The sequence below is a fragment of the Planococcus glaciei genome (assembly GCF_900099655.1).
Classification (GTDB): Bacteria; Bacillota; Bacilli; order Bacillales_A; family Planococcaceae; genus Planococcus; species Planococcus glaciei.
The window spans coordinates 49,521-68,260 of record NZ_FNDC01000010.1; the positions used below are offsets into that span (position 1 = coordinate 49,521).

An 18,740-nucleotide genomic window follows, 5' to 3' on the forward strand; every position below is an offset into this window, starting at 1 on the left:
TTTTTTGTGGTGATATCAATGGTAAACTGAAGAGAGGTGATGTTTATGCAGGCACATTATTTTATTGGCATCAAAATCCCAGAGCCAGCAGCCAAAAAACTGGACCAAGCAAGAACGGCTTGGAATCTAAAAAGCCATAAGCGCTATACCCATTGGGTCGACATGCACATTACCTTGCTTTTTATCGGCAGCGATCCGCACGGAGAAATACAGGAGGCGCAGCAGGCACTTTCTAAAATCCGCCACGCACCGTTTGAATTGACGACGAGCACGGTAAAAACTTTCGGCAATCCTGCTACACCGCGAATTGTTTATGCAGCGGTAGAAGACAGTCCGCCGCTTATCGAACTTCAGGCAAAAGTCAGGGAAGCGCTGCGTCCGTTCCGATTGAATCCGGATGGAAAGCCGTTTGTTCCTCATATTACGTTAGCGGGAAAATGGGCAGGCGGTCCGCCGCTTGATATTGAAATGCCGATTCCGGCCATGAAATTTCCGGTAACGGAATTCACCGTTTTCCGGATTGAGCCGGGCAGTGTGCCGAAGTACATTCCCGAAGCAAGCTATCAACTGAAAGAAAGCGTTTAAAAACGCGATAGGCGAGGTCCAATGAAAACAGTGTTCATCATAAATCCAGTGGCAGGCAACGGCAATGCCTTAAAAAAATGGCGCCGCTTTGCCGAAACCATCCGTTTTCCATATGAAACGGTGCTTACGCAAAGGGCTGGGGATGCTACATCGATTGTCCGGTCTTATAAAGAAGCGGGGAACAAAACGCTGATCATCGGCTTTGGCGGGGATGGCACCTTGCGTGAAATCATCGCCGGAGCGGCGGGAGCCGAGCAGCTGATTGTAGGTGCGATTGCAGCAGGCTCCGGCAATGATTTTGGAAGAGGGTACCACGCGTTCCCGACCGCTGAATCAATTGCGGACTTTCTAAAGCACCCAACATCCAAACGGGAAGATCTAGGCGAACTGCAAAACGGCGAAATCCACCGGTTTGCCAGCAGTTCCGGCATTGGCTTGGATGCAGAAATATCGGCGTTGGTCAACCGTTCACTATTAAAGAGCTGGCTGAATAAAATCAATGCCGGCAAATTGGTTTACCTATTGTATGTGGTTTTGACGTTGGCCCGCTTCAAAAAATTTCAGCTTACGGTGGAACAGCAAGGGCAGAAGACGATTTTTGAAGATGTCTGGCTCGCTACGGTGAGCAATCAGCCTTATTTTGGCGGGGGCATGAAACTATCGCCCGCTTCAAAAACCGATGACGGCCTGCTGGAGCTGACGGTGGTCCACGGGATTTCCCGCTTGAAACTGCTGCTGGTCTTTGGTACGGTTTTTACCGGAAGCCACACAAGGTTTAAAGAAGTGCACCAGACGAGCGGCACTGAATTCAAGCTGGCGGTCGATGGGGAGATCTTCCGGCATACAGACGGAGACTACGCAGGGAAAACACCTATTCAAGAAGCGGTACGCTATACTGTAAGCGAGCATCATTGGTACGCCGTAAATACAAGGAAGAAAGAGGAAAGTAAATGAGATCACGTTATAAACCATGGGCAGCAGATTTGATCGCTGCCAATCCGGAGATTGTTATTCCAAATCCGGAGCAGCAAAAAGGCAAGTGGAAAGAAGTTTTCGGCAATGACAAGCCGCTTCATATTGAAGTGGGAACTGGCAAAGGCCGTTTTATCCTCGGCATGGCAAAAGCCAATCCGGAAGTCAATTACATCGGCATCGAGTTGTTTGACAGCGTTATCGTCAGTGCGCTTGAAGGAGTCCTTGAAACGGAAGGCGGCATTCCGAACTTGCGACTGCTGCGTGTAAACGGAGCTGATTTGCTGGAGTTCTTTGAAAAAGGCGAAGTGGACCGCATCTATTTGAACTTTTCCGATCCGTGGCCAAAAACGCGCCACGCAAAGCGCCGCCTTACGTACAAAACATTTTTGGCGCTTTATGAATCGGTTCTGCCGGAAAACGGGGAAATCCATTTTAAAACGGATAACCGCGGCCTTTTTGAATACTCGCTGGTCAGCATGTCGGAATACGGCATGCTGCTGAAGGATGTTTCTTTGGACCTTCACGCTAACGAACCGGAATGGAACATCATGACCGAGTATGAAGAGAAGTTCTCGAAAAAAGGGCAGCCGATTTACCGGCTCGAAGCACAATTCAACGCGAATTAAGGACTGGGAGGAATTTGGGGATGGAGAAATTTCAGTTTCATGACATGGCATTAACTTGGCTGGACGGGGGAACGACTTGGCTTGATGGAGGCACAATGTTTGGGGTGGTGCCGAAAGTGGTCTGGTCTAAACGATATCCAGTGACCGAAGAGAACCAGATTGAATTGCCAACACATCCGGTGCTGATACAGTATAAGGGCCATAACATCATCATCGACAGCGGGCTCGGCTCTGGAAAACTGACAGACCGCCAAAAGCGGAATCTCGGGGTATCCGCTGAATCACGCATCGAAGAAAATTTGGCAGAACTTGGGCTGACTGCTGCAGATATTGATACGGTCCTGATGACGCATTTGCACGGAGACCATGCCGCAGGTTTGACGAAGCAACAAGGCGATGCGTACGTTTCGGCATTTCCGAATGCCAAAATCCACGTTTCCGCCATTGAGTGGGAAGAAATGCAGCATCCGAATATCCGTTCCAGAAATACATACTGGAAAGAAAACTGGGAGCCGATTGTGGACCAAGTGGAAACCTTCGAAGGCGAAAAAACCTTGTTCGACGCCATTACGATGATCCATACCGGCGGCCATTCCAACGGCCACAGCGTCATCAAAATGGAAAGCGGCGGCGAAACGCTCCTGCATATGGGCGATATTATGCCAACGCATGCCCACCAAAATCCGCTTTGGGTGCTTGCTTATGACGACTATCCGATGGATTCCATTTACGCCAAGGAAAAGCTCATGAAAGAAGCGCTCGAAAACGGCTATTACTTCTCGTTCTACCACGATGCCTACTACCGCGTCCTTAAATGGAGTGCGGATGGCAAAGAAATCGTAGAATCGGTGCAATACCAAGAGAAAAAGCTATAAATAAAAAAGCCGGCTGAATGCCGGCTCTTTTTTTAGACTTTATTTACTTCAAGAACAGCTCCGGTATACGCATCTGCCAGGAACTCGAATTGCTCGAGCTCGTCTTCGCGGTGCCGGGTGATGCCGCCTTTATAAACTTCTGTTGCAACTGCATGCTGTTTGTACGGTTCGGTTTTCATGAAAATCCACGAGCCGTCGATCGGTCCTTCTTCTTTAAACGCTGATTTGACGCTTTTCAGTACATCGTCAGCCGGGTAAAGCGTCGCTTTTCTGTCATAGACTTCTCTGATGATATAAGTCGCTGCAACACCCGCTGCAAATCCAACCAATAAATCTCGATTTTTCACAAGAATCCCTCCTATACGTGCTCCATAAATTGTAACACAAAATTTTATTTCGCCATACCAAAGTGCTAAGCAGAATATATTTCTTTCGATAATCGAAAGAAGAAGCTGGAAATCAGCCCAAAAAAGCTCTAAACTTGAATTAGCAATCCATTAGGAGGAACACTTAGATGAATAATGAAACGCGCGAGTTGTTTAAAACTTTAACTGAACTTCCGGGAGCTCCAGGAAATGAACACGCAGTGAGAAAATTCATGAAGCAAGAACTCAAAAAATATTCGGACGAAGTCGTTCAGGATAATCTGGGCAGCATCTTTGGCGTCAAGTACGGCCCGCAAGACGGCCCGAAAATCATGGTAGCCGGCCATATGGACGAAGTCGGTTTTATGGTCACCCAAATCACCGACAACGGCATGCTCCGTTTCCAGCCATTGGGCGGCTGGTGGAACCAGGTTATGCTGGCTACACGCGTGGAAATCATTGCCGGCGATAAAAAAATCCAGGGCGTGGTTGGATCCATTCCACCGCACTTGCTGAGCGAAGAAATGCGGAGCAAGCCGATGGACATGAAGAACATGCTGATTGATGTCGGGGCAGACGACAAGGAAGATGCATTGTCATTCGGCATCCGTCCAGGACAGCAAATTGTGCCATTCAGCCCGTTCACTCCGATGGCAAACGACAAAAAAATCATGGCAAAAGCTTGGGACAACCGCTACGGCTGCGGATTGGCCATTGAATTGCTGAAAGAACTGAAAGATGAACAATTGCCGAACCAATTGTATTCAGGCGCAACCGTCATGGAAGAAGTGGGGCTTCGCGGAGCTCAGACGGCTGCCGCAATGATCCAGCCGGATTTATTCTTCGCACTGGATGCGAGCCCGGCAAACGATGCCAACGGCGACAAAAATGAGTTTGGCCAATTAGGAAAAGGCGCATTGCTGCGCATCCTGGACCGGACCATGGTCACACATCGCGGCATGCGCGAGTTCATCCTGGATACGGCGGAAACGCATCATATTCCGTATCAATACTTCGTTTCACAAGGCGGAACGGATGCAGGCCGTGTGCATACAGCCAACGAAGGCATTCCAAGCTCCGTTATCGGTATTTGTTCCCGCTACATCCATACTTCCGCATCGATCATCCATACAGATGATTATGCAGCAGCAAAAGAATTGATTACGAAACTTGTCAAAGCGGCTGACCGCACGACACTTGAGACCATTAAACAAAACGTCTAAAAAAGTGCCTTCGGGCTCTTTTTTTTTGAAAGGAATGATTGGGATGAAAAAGATCAAGGCAGCAATCGCTTCGAAAAACCCGGCAAAAGTAAAAGCGGTGGAAGCGGTTTTGGAAAAATTGGAAATTGCGTATGATTTGGCCCAAGCAGATGTGGAGTCCGGAGTTTCCGCTCAACCACTGTCTCTTGAAGAAACAAGGCAAGGGGCGGTTAACCGTTCGAAATCGGCACTGACTGGAACACTTGATCTGGCGATTGGCCTGGAAGGCGGCGTCTATGACCTGGAAGGGCAAATGTATTTGTGCAACTGGGGAGCATTGGCGACAAGCGAAGGGCAACTTTACACAGCTGCAGGTGCACAAATCCCATTGCCGGATGAAATTGCCGGGAAATTGCGGGCAGGGCAAGAACTGGGTCCAGTGATGGACAACTATGCGAATGAAACCGGCGTCCGCCACCATAAAGGGGCTGTCGGGATTTTGACGGCGGGGTTTGTTAACCGGGATGAAATGTTCGAGCATATTGTCAGCCTATTAGTCGGACAATATGTACGGGGCATCGATACAGTTGCAAGTGCTCCGAAACATCTTTAAAATAAGAACAAGTATGGATAGGGAGGAATAAGTGTGCCTCGTAAAGGATTTTTTGCAGGAATAATCATATCGGCTGCTGTTTTGAGCGGCTGTCTGGCATTGCCGGAAGAACGTATTGCAGACGGTGTCGCAAAAGTGGCTGCAGCTTTTGAAGATGAGCCGGTTGAAACCAATGAAAGTTCAGACGGGACTGAACTTTATGTCCCAAGAAGCTATACCATTGAGGAGCCTTCTGACAAACAGAATATCATGATCACCAAAGGAAGCGACTCCTATGCGTTATTTATTAACCCGAACGAGGCAGCAGACAGCACTTTATTCTATGACCTTCAAAAAGCCAATCCAGAACAACAATGGGTAGCTGATGAAACCTTTGAACAAAGTGGACGGTTCGGCTTTACAACCGTCCGGGAAATCGCCGAAGACCGCTATGAACTGGTTGTAAGCGCTGGAGGCGTCAAGTTGACCACCATTTCCGAAGAACGGGACATTGAAAAAAATATGGACTGGATGATGAAAACAGTCCGATCCATCGAAAATTAGACGTTAGGGGATAGCCGAATGAGAACATTAACTACTACTGAAGAATTTCATGAATTGGCAGCCAACAAACCGGTTGTCTTTATGTTTACAGCAGGCTGGTGCCCGGATTGCCGTGTAATTGACCCGATCATGCCCGATATTGAATCGTCTTTCAGCGATTTTACGTTTGTGTCGGTAGACCGCGACAACTTTATTGATTTGTGCATTGAAAAAGACATCTATGGCATTCCGAGTTTTCTTGCTTATACGAACGGCAATGAGGCAGGGCGTTTTGTCAGCAAAGACCGCAAAACACAAGAAGAGATTGAGGCTTTTTTGACCAATCTGCCTAAATAACAAAATGACGGTTCGCCACTTCTGGCAGAGCCGTTTATTTTTGAAAGAAGGGATTTTTAGATGAAACCGACTGAACTGATCAACCTCTTAAAAGAACGGATGCCGAGCGAACAGCTTGAATGGCGGCATGACCGCGAAAAAAATAATCTGCATATCCGCCATAAAGGCATTGGAAAAGGAATGACGCTTGGCGTGCCGCAAGTCATTAACCGCTATGAGGCTAAAGGCGAAGCCGCTATCCAGGAAATCGTCTATACGATTACGGAAACCTTCGATGCGATGGAGAAAGAGGCAAAAGGTGAGCTTCAATCGTCCGAGCATATCTACCCGGTCATCCGCTCGACTTCGTTCCCGACAGAATCCAATGAAGGCCATAAATTCGTTACATCCGAGCATACAGCGGAAACGCGGGTATATTATGCCCTTGATGCCGGAACCACCTATCGCTTAATTGATGAAAATATGTTAAATTCATTAAGTCTCACCGTAGAGCAGCTGAAGGAAATTGCCAAATTTCAGGTCAGAAAACTGAAAACAGCTGTGAAAGAAGACCAAGTCGCGGGCAATGTGTTTTATTTTCTAAATGAAAACGACGGCTACGACGCTTCGCGTATCTTAAATGAAACTTTTCTTAAAGACATGAAAGCAAAAATAACAGGCGATATGACGGTATCAGTGCCGCACCAGGATGTGCTGATCATCGGCGATATCCGAAACGAAACGGGTTACGATGTATTGGCCCAGATGGCCATGCATTTCTTCACTAACGGCAAAGTGCCGATCACTTCATTGTCATTCATCTACGAAAATGGAGAATTGGAGCCGATTTTCATCCTGGCCAAAAATCGACAAAACAAGGAGAACGATAAAAAATGAATGCATTCTACAACAAACACGGAATAGGCGATGTTCTATTGGTTCAACTTGAAACAGAAACTCCTGAAAAAATCCACACAGAACAAATGGACGATGTCACGTTGATCAAAGACGAAAATGGCCACATTGCCGGATTCAACTTATTCAGTGCTTCTACCTATATGGATTTGGGTGAGGCAGCTTCAGTAGACGTATCTGAAGAATTGGTGACAGCCTTGCAAAATGCCCTGGAAAAGAACGGGGTAGATTTAACGCTGGAAGTCGATCTGTCTCCAAAATTTGTCATCGGCTACGTGGAAGCGAAAGAAAAGCATCCTAATGCAGACAAACTAAGCGTTTGCCGGGTTTCAATCGGCAGCGAGGAATTGCAGATTGTCTGCGGAGCCCCGAATATCGATCAAGGCCAGAAAGTGGTCGTTGCCAAAGTCGGCGCTGTTATGCCGTCTGGAATGGTGATCAAAGATGCCGAGCTTCGCGGAGTTCCGTCAAGCGGCATGATTTGCTCTGCAAAAGAATTGGCATTGCCGGATGCCCCACAAGAAAAAGGAATTCTTGTTCTGCCGGAAGATGCAGAAACAGGTTCCGCATTTGAAGTAAAGGCGTGACGCAAAATGAGTTGGATTAAAAATCTATGGGATCGTTTGTTTTTCCAAGACACGGATGAAGAAATAATTGAAGTGGCTCCGGAGCAGGAAACGGAACCCGATGTCCGGCCGAAGAAATCGCCGTTCCGCTTTCCAGTCATAACAGATACAGAAAAAGAAGCTTTCTTAAAGCAAAATCCTCGGGGGCGCCTGGCAGAACCAGTGAAACGGGAAAAACCAAAAGCGGAGGCTCTTCATACCGCTCCGAAGCGCAGACCGCACAGCCCGGCGTTAAACCAGAATCGGCGCCATGACCTTGCCCAGCCTTACTTGCCGGATTATGAAGCACCCAAACAATCAACGCCTATGGCAGAAGCCTATATGGTGTCAAAGCCGGCTAAAAAGCCGATTCCAAGAGCAGCGGCGCCTAGAGTTCCAAGAGCAGCACAGCCGCCTGCTGCCCGGCCGGTAGCACCAAAGCCGTCCCGTCCGGCAACTCAGCCGTATGAAGCGCCGAAATTTACGAAAAACCGTCATGTCGACACGCAGCCGATTAAGAAAACCCGCAGTTTCCAGCCAACCCGTGTACCATCTCCGGTCTATGGCTATGGAGATGCAAATTCGGTTCCGGCAATGGGCACATTAGAGAAAAAAGGGCTCCAGATTGAAGAAAAGAAAATTCAGCCGGAGCAAACGCCGCAGGATGTCCGGATAAACGAAACGGACATGAGCCGGAACATGGAAAAAGAGACCGTGGCATACGCTAACGAAACAGCTGCATTGCCGGCTGCAGAACATGAGCCGGAACTTATGATCGTCGAAGAACAGCCGCTTGTTGAGGATAATCTGCTTGAAACGGAAGAATTGCAATTAAATGAAATAACTCCAGATCCGCAACAACAAACAAACTTTGAAAATCCTGAAACTGCTGTTCTTATCGCTCAACCGGATGTTGAAGCGGAAAAGGAAGCGGAACTTTCAAGTGTTGAACAATCATTGCCAATAACTCCGGATTCTGTGAAGCCGAAAGCAATAAAGGCAACCGCAAAACCGGAAACGAAACGGGAAAAAACCGTGCCGTTCAATGTATTGATGCTGAAATCCGACAAAGAACGCCAAAAAAAAAACAGCCAAACAAGGTCGGCGGTCCTAGACCATAAGCCAGCACCAGAAAAATCTGAGCCGCTTCCCGCTAAAAAATTGGACGTAAAGACGCAGTTGATGTCTGAAGTGATCGCTTCATCACAACCTTCAGAACGAGTACAGGAACCTGTTCAAGAAGCAGTTCAAGAACCTGTTCAAGAACCAGTACAAGAACCAGTACAAGTGCCGGTCCAAGAAGCGGCGGCGCCTTACGAATACCCAAAGCTTGATTTTCTGCGCCCTCCAGAAAATGATTTGATTGATGAAACGTGGATGGAAGAGCAGGGAGAGCGCCTGATTGAAGCTTTGTCCTACTTCCAGATCCAAGCTTCAATTCTAAGCATCGTGCAGGGTCCTGCTGTAACTCAATTTGAAGTGACCGTCGCCCAAGGCGTGAAAGTCAGCAAAATCCGCAACTTGGCGGATGATTTGAAATTGGCGCTTGCCGCGAGAGATATCCGGATCCAGGCGCCGATCCCTGGAAAAAGTTCGATCGGAATTGAAATTCCAAACCGCAAATCCCGTCCCGTGCGGATTTCCGAAGTGATCGGGAGTCCGGTATTCAAGGATTCGGAATCGCCATTGGAAGCAGCGATGGGACTCGATTTGACCGGGAAGCCGGTTACCTTGGATTTGCGCAAAATGCCGCATGGCCTGATTGCGGGAGCTACAGGTTCCGGGAAAAGCGTATGCATTAACTCGCTGTTGGTGAGCTTATTGTATAAATCGTCGCCGCGTGATTTAAAACTGTTATTGATCGATCCGAAAATGGTGGAATTGGCTCCATACAACCATATCCCTCATTTGATCAGCCCTGTCATTACCGATGTTAAGGCAGCAACCGCATCATTGAAATGGGCTGTTGAGGAGATGGAGCGCCGCTACCAATTGTTTGCGCATGTGGGAGTCCGTGACTTGAACCGCTACAATAAACTGGTTAAAGAAAAAGGGGACCACGCGCAACACTTGCCGTATATCTTGATTGTCATCGATGAATTGGCTGATTTGATGATGATGTCGCCTTCAGACGTAGAAGATGCCATTTGCCGGATTGCCCAAAAAGCGCGTGCTTGCGGAATCCATTTGGTCATTGCGACCCAGCGTCCGTCAGTCGATGTCATTACCGGATTGATCAAATCCAATATCCCGACGCGCATTGCGTTTTCTGTATCTTCTCAAGTGGACAGCCGGACGATTCTGGATTCGCAAGGAGCGGAACGGCTTCTCGGCAGGGGAGACATGCTTTATCTTGGAAACGGCATGTCCGCGCCGGTGCGCCTCCAAGGCACATTCGTGACAGATGACGAAATCGAAGAAGTGATTGCCCATGTCCGAAAACAAGGGGAGCCGGAGTACTTCTTCAAAGAAGAAGAGCTGATTAAACGGAGCGAGTCTCCGGATGTGCAGGATGATTTGTTTGAGGAAGCCTGCCGCTTTATCATTTCGCAAGGCAGCGCCTCTACTTCCTTATTGCAGCGGAAATTCCACATCGGCTACAACCGGGCGGCGAGATTGATGGACATGATCGAACAACATGGCTTTATCTCCGAGCAAAACGGCAGCAAAGCCCGCGCTGTTTTAATAACAGAAGATGACATGGCTGATGTATTTCAGTAATAAATGCCATTTCTTCACTAATTAACAGGAAATATCGGTTATTTCATCCTAAATTCGAAAAATGGTATAATCGAGTGATCACGATTTGTAGACGGCTATAGATCCGCCCAGCGTTATTTATAGACTATTCTTCAACTTCCACAGGAGGTTCATTTATGACAGTATTACATTTTACCGGCATCAAAGGTTCCGGTATGAGCCCGCTTGCTCAAATCATGCATGATATGGGAGAGCACGTACAAGGTTCCGATATAGAAAAACATTTCTTCACAGAAGACCGGCTTCGCGAACGGGGCATCACCATTCTGCCTTTTGATGAAAACAATATTCAAGAAAACATGACCATCATCGCTGGGAACGCATTTAATGACGAGCATCCCGAACTCGTCAAGGCTCGAGAACTGGGTGCGACCATCATTCGCTACCACGATTTCCTTGGTGATTTGATGAAGCAGTATGTGTCCGTGGCTATTACGGGCGCCCATGGCAAAACTTCGACTACCGGCTTGATGGCACATGTGCTTGACGGATATAAACCGGTCTCGTATTTGATCGGGGACGGTACAGGCTTCGGAAAAGAAAATTCCCATTATTTTGTAGCGGAAGCTTGTGAATACCGGCGCCATTTCCTGGCGTACCATCCGGATTATGCCATCATGACCAATATCGATTTTGACCATCCGGATTATTTTACGGGAATTGATGATGTTTTCAAAGCATTTGAAGAAATGGCCCAGCAAGTCAAAAAGTGCATTATCGCTTGCGGAGACGATGAGCACCTTCAAAGAATTCAGGCGCCTGTGCCTGTCGTCTATTACGGGTTCGGCCCGGAAAACGATTTTCAGGCGCGGAACGTTGTAAAAGACACAGAAGGCACAACATTCGATGTAGTCATCCGGAATGAATTTTTCCATACATTCAATATTCCGATGTTTGGAGACCATGCCGTTTTGAACGCGCTTGGCGTCATTTCTTTGTGCCATTATGAAAACATACCTGCGGATATCATCCAGCAGCAATTGTCCAACTACGGCGGCGTAAAACGCCGGTTCACCCAAACGGAACTGGGCGGCAATATTTTAATCGATGATTATGCCCACCATCCGACAGAAATCCGCGCCACTTTGCAGTCGGCGCGCCAAAAATTTCCGAACCGTGAATTAATCGCGATTTTCCAGCCGCATACGTTCACGCGCACTCAAACTTTTCTGCAGGAATTTGCGGATAGCTTGAGCGGGGCGGACCACGTTTACTTATGTGATATTTTTGGTTCGGCACGCGAGAAAGCCGGCACCTTGACTATCCAGGATCTTGTAGAAAAAATCGAAGGCAGCAACGTGCTTCAGGCCGACGATGTATCCCCTTTGCTATCGCACGAACAAGGAGTCTACTTGTTCATGGGCGCAGGAGATGTTACCAAGTTCCAGGAAGCTTTTGAAAAATTAATCACTTCTCAGGAGACAGTTTGACTTTAAAGTCAAATTGTCTTTTTTTATGCAGGATTTCCGGCGATTTTGTGGAATAAAACTAAAGACCCTGTGTTTAGACACACTTAGGGTAGGGTAGAAAAGAGATATAACAGTTTTGGGAAAGAAGGAGGAAACAGTATGGATTGGAGTATTTTGCTTTACATAGCTGCCATTGTTGCCGCTATCGGATTCTTAATTTTATGCGTGGCTTTAGCTATGACATTAAACTCGCTCAAAAACACTTTAAAAGAAGTGTCAGGCACTGTATCCGGCCTGGAAAATCAACTACAGGGTGTCACGTTGGAAACAACGAACCTGCTGCACAAAACAAATGCTTTGGCAGAAGACATCCAGGTGAAATCTGAAAAATTGAATACGGTGGTTGACGCTGTAAAAGGTGTCGGCAATGCAGTAACAGATTTAAACTCATCTGTCCGTCGCATTACGACTACCGTGTCTTCGCAAGTGGAAGACAATGAAGAAAAAATCGCTCAAGTTGTGCAATGGGGCAACGTAGTGATGGGCATCCGCGACAAATGGAAAGAACGCAAAATTTATGAGGCGCGCGCGTCTTCATCTTATGCACCTGTACCTGGGCAAAAGCGTTTGCCGCATAACGACCAGATTTAACAAAACCAACAATAATGGAGGAATGTAAGATGACACAAAACAACAACAACAATAATAACCAAAACCCAAATTATAATGAGTCTCAATACAATAAAAACTACTATTCTCCAACCGATCAAAACACAAACCAGAATTCTTACTATGCAAATGAAAGCGCGTTTAACCAAACGGACTACGTGCCGCAATCTTATGGCATGGGCAACCGCTACGACGATTTATACGATTATGAAGAAGAAGCTGGATCAAAAGACTTCATCATCGGCGCATTGGTCGGTGGTATTATCGGTGCAGCTGCAGCATTATTCCTGGCGCCTAAATCTGGCAAGGAATTGCGCACGGACTTAAATACACATGCAAGCACTTTGAAAGAAAAAACGTCCGGCTATACGGATACAGTAAAAGAAAAATCAAGCGGACTGACTCAACAGGTGAAAGAGCAGTCATCTAAAGTGGTCGACAAAGCAAAAAGCCTGAAAGGCGGCCAGTCACCAATGGATGACGGCACTGCATCTTCAGAAGGCGAAGAACAGATTGAAATGCTGAATACAGTCCAAAATTCTGTAGACCAAGCTGAATCAGCCGGCCACGAAGCATTTGCTTCAACTGCCAGTGCATTGAAAGAGGCCGTAGAAGAAGTGAAGGAAGAGAAGAAATCCAACACGTTTACTACAAGCGGTACTTCTAGCACAACAGGAACTACAGGAACTACAGGAACTACCGGGTCAACCAGTTCAACTGGCTACTCTACAGGAAACACAAGCTCAACAGCTTCTGGCACTACAGGAAGCAGCGCAGCTTCAACTTCCAACAAAAACAACACAAACAGCAGCAATTCGAACTCGAACAAAAACAGTTCAAGCAACAATTCAAACTCAAATAAAAACAGCTCTAGCAATAGTTCAAACAACAGCTCCAACAAAAATAACTCTGGCAACAACAAATCAACGAAATAATCTGGGAGCGGATCCAATGGAGAATCTAGTGCGTGTACAAGATTTAGACAGTTTAAAACAGGCTACGTCCGGTACCGAACATTATTGGCTGTTTAAACACAGCAGCACGTGCCCAGTATCCGCGGCAGCCTGGAACGAGTTCAATGAATATTGTTCTCTGCATCCCAACCAATTATTTTTGTTCCTGGTAGTCCAAGAAGACCGAGAATTGTCGAATAACATTGAGGCGCTGACGCGAATCAAACACGAATCGCCGCAGCTGTTCCATTTTTCGAATCAATCGGTTGATTGGCATGCTTCACACGGGGACATTACAAGCAAATCGATGCAGGAATTTATCGCTTAAAAAGAAAGCCGAAGCCTTGGTGCTTCGGCTTTTTGCTGCAGAAAACACTTTAGCGCGTTGAATCGCTAAAATAAATTGCGTGACTTTATCGAATACTTTGCTTATAATAACACTATTATGTTAATATGATTCACTAAGTAAGGTGATTCACGAAAGGGGAAATAAAAGAATGAGCCATTCAGAATTAGAACAGCTTAGAGAAAAAGTTGATGCGGTCAACCTGCAAATCCTTTCTCTTATCAACGAAAGAGCAGCAGTCATCCAAGAAATCGGGAAAATCAAGGAAAAGCAAGGTGTAAACCGATACGATCCACTGCGTGAGCGCCATATGCTGAATCTGTTAAAAGAAAATAATAACGGTCCTCTTGCACAAAAAACCGTTGACCATATATTTAAAGAAATCTTCAAATCCGCTTTGGATATGCAAGAAGAAGATCACCGCAAGGCTCTATTGGTATCGCGTAAAAAGAAAGCCGAAGATACAATCATTACAATCAACGGCGAACGCATTGGAGATGGCACGCCTTCCTTCATCTTTGGTCCATGTGCGGTAGAATCCCAAGAGCAAGTCTCTAAAGTGGCGGAAGCCATCGGCGCGAAAGGTCTTCGGTTAATCCGGGGTGGAGCGTACAAACCACGTACTTCTCCATATGACTTCCAGGGGCTTGGACTTGACGGGCTGAAAATGCTGAAAGCGGCTGCCGAGCAATACAATTTGGCGGTTGTCTCTGAAATCGTTACGCCTCATCATTTGGAAGATGCACTGCCTTACTTGGATGTTGTCCAAGTGGGAGCCCGCAACATGCAGAACTTTGAACTTTTAAAAGCAGTTGGCCAAATCAACAAACCGGTCCTTTTGAAGAGAGGGATGTCCGCAACTGTCGATGAATTCATCAATGCTGCTGAATACATCATCGCTTCCGGCAATAGCCAAATTATCCTTTGCGAACGCGGCATCCGTACTTACGAAAAAGCGACGCGCAACACATTGGACATTTCAGCAGTTCCAATCTTGAAGCAAGAAACGCATCTTCCAGTATTTGTAGATGTTACTCACTCTACCGGACGCCGCGACTTGCTGCTTCCAGCTGCTAAAGCTGCCATTGCAATTGGTGCTGATGGAGTAATGGCTGAAGTACATCCGGACCCAGCCGTTGCATTATCCGATGCAGCCCAGCAAATGGATTTAAACCAATTCGACGAATACTACGACGCTTTGATGAAATTCATGAAGCAATACGAATTGAAAATGTAATTCCAAAAAGCCGGGCAACCCCCGGCTTTTTCTTTTGTGTATAAAGTGTGAAGAGAATTTCAGGAATTTCCCTTGAAACTGCTGAAGTTCGACAAATAATGACCGTATAATCATACAGAATCCTATTTTTAGTTGATATCACGAAAGTTTTTGTCGTATGATAAAAGATATAGGAAAGGAGGGCGCACCGTGACTGTTACAATTTATGACGTAGCTAGAGAAGCAAATGTCTCCATGGCTACCGTTTCACGTGTAGTCAATGGCAACCAAAATGTAAAACCTGCTACACGGAAAAAAGTATTGAAAGTAATCGAAGAACTTGGATATCGCCCTAATGCAGTAGCCAGAGGATTAGCAAGCAAAAAAACTACCACGGTCGGCGTCATCATTCCGGATATTTCCAACAGTATGTACGCCGAACTTGCCCGTGGAATTGAGGACATTGCCACAATGTACCGCTACAATATCATTCTGTCGAACTCGGATCAGAATGAAAACAAGGAACTTCAATTGCTTGAAACAATGCTAGGGAAACAAGTGGATGGAATTGTTTTCATGAGCGATGTTATTTCAAGTGAACTTCTTTATGAAATGAAACGGTCTCCAACACCAATTGTGCTAGCTGGATCGATTGATGATTCCAATGCAATCGCTTCTGTAAATATCGATTATTACGGGGCAGCATACGAAGCAATGAAAAAGCTGATTGACAACGGCCACACAAGAATTGCTTTTGTTTCAGGGTTATTCAGCTCCAAAGTCAATAAAGACAAGTTGAAAGCCTACAGACAGGCGCTGGAAGATGCCTCCATCGAAGTTGATGAGCAGCTTGTGATTGAATGCGATAATTCATACGATGAAGCGATTGAGGCAGTGAATACTTTGGCGCCGCAGAAACCAACGGCGTATTTTGTCAGCAACGATGAAATGTCGATTGGCGTAATTCATGGCGTAGAAGCGAATGGCCAAAAGATTCCTGAAGATGTTGAAATCATCAGCTATGAAAATTCAAAATTAGCGCGCATGGCGAGACCCATGCTGACTTCAGTGGCTTTGCCGCTTTATGATATCGGAGCCGTTTCCATGCGTCTTTTGACAAAATACATGAACGGGGAAGAGATTGAAGAAAAACAGGTCATCCTTCCATACCGAATCGAAGAACGCGCGTCGACGAAAAACGCTTAAACCGAAAGGAGCTATCCCAGAAAAATCTGGGATAGCTCCTTTTTCAATTATTAAGCATTGCGGATCATATACAAAGCCTTGTTCAGCATTTGATGGTTTTTATCGGTAATTTCTTCTTTGCGGGGAATGGCTTGATACATATTGGCCGGATCATCCCAGGTACCGATAAGCGGCACCGGAGATTCCGGCTGCCATTTGGAAAGCCAGGATTCCGGCAGATCGCCTGTCGGCAAGGCCATATCGTTCATTTCCATCCAAATCAAAGACCATGCTCTTGGAACGACGCGCCAAATATCATAACCGCCTCCGCCTACTGCAATCCAGCGCCCCTCGCAGTACTCATGAGCCAGTTCGTGTGCAATACGGGGTATTTCCCGATAAATGTTCATTGTGCCGTATAGATGGGTGAGAGGGTCCAAATAATGGGCGTCAGCACCATTCTGGGTCAGAATTACATCGGGTTTGAAAAACTCGATAATTTCTTTCATCGCTGTGCGGTAGATTTCCAGGAAAGATTCGTCTTCAGTAAACGCATCGATCGGGAAATTGAAAGAAGTGCCGTAGCCTTGGCCGCTGCCGCGTTCGTTGATATTGCCGGTGCCAGGAAACAGGTAGCGGCCGGTTTCGTGAATCGATACGGTACAAACGTCCGGATCGTCATAAAAACACCATTGGACGCCATCTCCATGATGGGCATCGGTATCGATATAAAGCACGCGGGCGCCGTACTTTTTCTTCATATAGTTAATGGCGACTGAGCTGTCATTGTAAATGCAAAAACCAGAGGCTTTCCCCCGGAAGCCGTGATGAAGGCCGCCTCCGAGGTTTAACGCATGCTGCGCTTTTCCCTCCATAACATAATCCACAGCAGTCAAAGTGCCACCGACCAGCCGGGCACTGGCTTCGTGCATATTTTCAAAGATGGGTGTATCTTCCGTTCCAATGCCATAGCTTTCTCCGGCTTCCGGAGAAATTTCTCCTCGGCTCGCTTTTTTTACGATTTCGATGTAACGCGGATCATGGGCAAGCATAAGCTCTTCGTCGGTAGCGACACGCGCCGGAACTACTAAATTTTCTGGAAGCGCATTCATTTTCTGGAGCAAATCAATCGTCAATACGAGCCTTTTCTGGTTGAAGGGATGCGTATCAGAAAATTTATACCCCAATTGATCTTCTGAATAGACAAAAACAGCATGTTTTATTCGTTCATTTGTGGTGTATTTGGCCATAAGACATCAAAACCTTCTTTTTTTAAGTCGTTTATAATGGCTAGCGGATTCATGGTTTGTACACGGAAAACCAGAATTTTGTTGGAGCTGTTTTTTTTATCGGGGTAGACGAGTACACTTAACACGTTGACATGCTGGTTATAGAATACTTTTGATACTTCATAAAGAATGCCGGAACGGTTAGGCACCCGGATTTCGATATGGGAACCGGGTTGGTGAGCGCCTGTCAATTCAATGTATTTATACAATAAATCCGTTTCGGTGAGGAATCCAACCAATTTGTCCTGGCTGACTACAGGCAGGCAGCCGATTTTTTGTTCGTAAAAGATTAAAGCGGACTCTTCCACGAAATCTAATGGATGAGCTGTAATGGGGTTTTTTGCCATAATTTCAGAAACCAATTTTTCGTATGCATTAATTTTAGGCGAAACAGAAAATCGGGAAGGAAGGGCGTCTTTCAAATCCCGTTCGGTGACCACTCCGACGACTTTGCCATTATCTACAACAGGTGCATGGCGAATCCGCTTTTCTTCAAACAAATCGACGACGTCTTGGACGGTTTGGTTCGGCTGCAGCGTATATACATCGGTTTTCATAATTTCTTCAATTAACATGGAAACACCCCTTATTTCGTATCAATACATATAACGGTTCATAAAGCGAAGCTGATCAAATTTCTGGACGGATTCAGGATCGATCCGTTTGCCGATTCTTGCCATTAGGCAATTGGCGGGGTGGGAACTGATTTCCGGATCATCGGTTGCATAATATTCAAGCCCGCCGGCCTGCATCATTTTTTCCATGATTTTTCGGTATTCCCAAACATTCAAGCCTGTTCCTTTTAAATCCCAATGCCAGTAATATTCGGTAGTTATGACAATGAAATCTTCAAATGCGTCATCCATTATTGAAACCTTCAACAAGGATTTTCCGACGCCGGTGCCGCGGAATTTAGGAATGACTTCAATAGCGCCAAGCTCAATAAGGTTTTCCATTTTCCCTTCCGACCACCGCTCTAAAGGGTCGGGATAAAGAAAAGTGACATAGCCGACAATCATGTTCTGGTCCCGGGCTATCAATATCCGGCCTTCAGGCAAATCGGCAATTTCTGTAATGGCTTTATGCTGTTGTTCAGGTTGCCGAAACGCTACCAGATCTTCGTGGAAATCAAGCGCTTTCAATTCACTGGATGGAATCGGCCCTTCAATGATGATTGTGCCGTGCTTTGTCTCTAACTCCATGGCATTATACGTCTTTTTATGTTCCATCATTTCACCGCCTGTTGGGTACAATTAGGTACATTATACATGAAAAGGAAGTAGAGTAGTGAAAA

21 protein-coding genes are annotated in these 18,740 nt (G+C 46.3%); 17 read left to right on the plus strand and 4 right to left on the minus strand.

The genetic code is table 11. The features are described from left to right. Positions 1 to 45: 45 nt before the first annotated feature. The 4 genes from thpR to BLQ32_RS12630 are packed head-to-tail and all read left to right on the plus strand — an operon-like array spanning position 46 to position 3,061. Positions 46 to 585 (plus strand): RNA 2',3'-cyclic phosphodiesterase, encoded by a 540-nt coding sequence (gene thpR, locus BLQ32_RS12615; RefSeq protein ID WP_074510586.1) that lies wholly within the window; start codon positions 46 to 48, stop codon positions 583 to 585. Positions 586 to 606: 21 nt separating this feature from the next. Further along, complete coding sequence (locus BLQ32_RS12620) at positions 607 to 1,539, plus strand: diacylglycerol/lipid kinase family protein (RefSeq protein ID WP_036802209.1); 933 nt, start codon at positions 607 to 609, stop codon at positions 1,537 to 1,539. Next, on the plus strand, positions 1,536 to 2,186 hold the full coding sequence (trmB, locus tag BLQ32_RS12625; RefSeq protein WP_074510587.1) for a tRNA (guanosine(46)-N7)-methyltransferase TrmB: 651 nt from the start codon (positions 1,536 to 1,538) through the stop codon (positions 2,184 to 2,186). The genes BLQ32_RS12620 and trmB overlap by 4 nt, the downstream gene beginning before the upstream one ends. A 20-nt stretch (positions 2,187 to 2,206) precedes the next feature. Continuing rightward, positions 2,207 to 3,061 carry a YtnP family quorum-quenching lactonase gene (locus BLQ32_RS12630; protein ID WP_053165398.1) on the plus strand — a complete coding sequence of 285 codons (855 nt, stop codon included), beginning with the start codon at positions 2,207 to 2,209 and terminating at the stop codon, positions 3,059 to 3,061. Between the two features lie 32 nt (positions 3,062 to 3,093). Here the strand turns inward: BLQ32_RS12630 and BLQ32_RS12635 are convergent, their stop codons facing one another. Then, positions 3,094 to 3,408, minus strand: a complete 315-nt coding sequence (locus BLQ32_RS12635; protein ID WP_036804920.1) for a PepSY domain-containing protein — start codon at positions 3,406 to 3,408, stop codon at positions 3,094 to 3,096. Positions 3,409 to 3,575: 167 nt separating this feature from the next. Here BLQ32_RS12635 and BLQ32_RS12640 point away from each other — a divergent pair, with 167 nt between their 5' ends. The 13 genes from BLQ32_RS12640 (at position 3,576) to ccpA (ending at position 16,178) form a co-directional block, all read left to right on the plus strand. Further along, positions 3,576 to 4,649 carry a M42 family metallopeptidase gene (locus BLQ32_RS12640; protein WP_074510588.1) on the plus strand — a complete coding sequence of 358 codons (1,074 nt, stop codon included), beginning with the start codon at positions 3,576 to 3,578 and terminating at the stop codon, positions 4,647 to 4,649. Positions 4,650 to 4,692: 43 nt separating this feature from the next. Beyond that, positions 4,693 to 5,241 (plus strand): DUF84 family protein, encoded by a 549-nt coding sequence (locus BLQ32_RS12645; protein ID WP_051413752.1) that lies wholly within the window; start codon positions 4,693 to 4,695, stop codon positions 5,239 to 5,241. 33 nt (positions 5,242 to 5,274) lie between these two features. Further along, positions 5,275 to 5,784, plus strand: a complete 510-nt coding sequence (locus BLQ32_RS12650) for a hypothetical protein (protein ID WP_074510589.1) — start codon at positions 5,275 to 5,277, stop codon at positions 5,782 to 5,784. An 18-nt stretch (positions 5,785 to 5,802) separates the two neighbouring features. Next, on the plus strand, positions 5,803 to 6,120 hold the full coding sequence (locus tag BLQ32_RS12655; RefSeq protein ID WP_053165401.1) for a thioredoxin family protein: 318 nt from the start codon (positions 5,803 to 5,805) through the stop codon (positions 6,118 to 6,120). A 60-nt stretch (positions 6,121 to 6,180) separates the two neighbouring features. Beyond that, the gene (locus tag BLQ32_RS12660) at positions 6,181 to 6,996 is read left to right on the plus strand and encodes a DUF1444 family protein (RefSeq protein WP_053165402.1); all 816 of its coding nucleotides are present in this window, start codon (positions 6,181 to 6,183) and stop codon (positions 6,994 to 6,996) included. Then, complete coding sequence (gene ytpR / locus BLQ32_RS12665; protein WP_074510590.1) at positions 6,993 to 7,601, plus strand: YtpR family tRNA-binding protein; 609 nt, start codon at positions 6,993 to 6,995, stop codon at positions 7,599 to 7,601. The genes BLQ32_RS12660 and ytpR overlap by 4 nt, the downstream gene beginning before the upstream one ends. Before the next feature lie 6 nt (positions 7,602 to 7,607). Beyond that, positions 7,608 to 10,340 carry a DNA translocase FtsK gene (locus BLQ32_RS12670; RefSeq protein WP_074510591.1) on the plus strand — a complete coding sequence of 911 codons (2,733 nt, stop codon included), beginning with the start codon at positions 7,608 to 7,610 and terminating at the stop codon, positions 10,338 to 10,340. 155 nt (positions 10,341 to 10,495) lie between these two features. Further along, positions 10,496 to 11,809, plus strand: a complete 1,314-nt coding sequence (gene murC, locus BLQ32_RS12675) for a UDP-N-acetylmuramate--L-alanine ligase (RefSeq protein ID WP_036804906.1) — start codon at positions 10,496 to 10,498, stop codon at positions 11,807 to 11,809. A 138-nt stretch (positions 11,810 to 11,947) separates the two neighbouring features. Next, positions 11,948 to 12,439: a DUF948 domain-containing protein gene (locus BLQ32_RS12680; RefSeq protein ID WP_036804904.1), complete on the plus strand. Its 492-nt coding sequence runs from the start codon at positions 11,948 to 11,950 to the stop codon at positions 12,437 to 12,439. A gap of 29 nt (positions 12,440 to 12,468) precedes the next feature. Continuing rightward, complete coding sequence (locus tag BLQ32_RS12685) at positions 12,469 to 13,392, plus strand: YtxH domain-containing protein (protein ID WP_074510592.1); 924 nt, start codon at positions 12,469 to 12,471, stop codon at positions 13,390 to 13,392. A 16-nt stretch (positions 13,393 to 13,408) separates the two neighbouring features. Then, the gene (gene ytxJ, locus BLQ32_RS12690; RefSeq protein WP_036804902.1) at positions 13,409 to 13,738 is read left to right on the plus strand and encodes a bacillithiol system redox-active protein YtxJ; all 330 of its coding nucleotides are present in this window, start codon (positions 13,409 to 13,411) and stop codon (positions 13,736 to 13,738) included. Between the two features lie 169 nt (positions 13,739 to 13,907). Further along, on the plus strand, positions 13,908 to 14,993 hold the full coding sequence (locus tag BLQ32_RS12695) for a bifunctional 3-deoxy-7-phosphoheptulonate synthase/chorismate mutase (protein WP_036804901.1): 1,086 nt from the start codon (positions 13,908 to 13,910) through the stop codon (positions 14,991 to 14,993). Positions 14,994 to 15,182: 189 nt separating this feature from the next. Then, the gene (gene ccpA, locus BLQ32_RS12700) at positions 15,183 to 16,178 is read left to right on the plus strand and encodes a catabolite control protein A (protein ID WP_036804899.1); all 996 of its coding nucleotides are present in this window, start codon (positions 15,183 to 15,185) and stop codon (positions 16,176 to 16,178) included. Positions 16,179 to 16,228: 50 nt separating this feature from the next. On the opposite strand, the gene BLQ32_RS12705 is transcribed toward ccpA, so the two are convergent. From BLQ32_RS12705 to BLQ32_RS12715, 3 genes are read right to left on the minus strand one after another with little or no spacing between them, the layout of a single operon-like run. After that, complete coding sequence (locus BLQ32_RS12705; protein WP_175557114.1) at positions 16,229 to 17,407, minus strand: acetoin utilization protein AcuC; 1,179 nt, start codon at positions 17,405 to 17,407, stop codon at positions 16,229 to 16,231. After that, positions 17,377 to 18,021, minus strand: coding sequence for an acetoin utilization AcuB family protein (locus BLQ32_RS12710; protein ID WP_074510593.1), 645 nt, complete (start codon positions 18,019 to 18,021; stop codon positions 17,377 to 17,379). Before BLQ32_RS12710 ends, BLQ32_RS12705 begins: the two co-directional genes overlap by 31 nt. Before the next feature lie 21 nt (positions 18,022 to 18,042). Then, complete coding sequence (locus BLQ32_RS12715) at positions 18,043 to 18,675, minus strand: GNAT family N-acetyltransferase (protein ID WP_074510594.1); 633 nt, start codon at positions 18,673 to 18,675, stop codon at positions 18,043 to 18,045. Between the last annotated feature and the right edge of the window lie 65 nt (positions 18,676 to 18,740).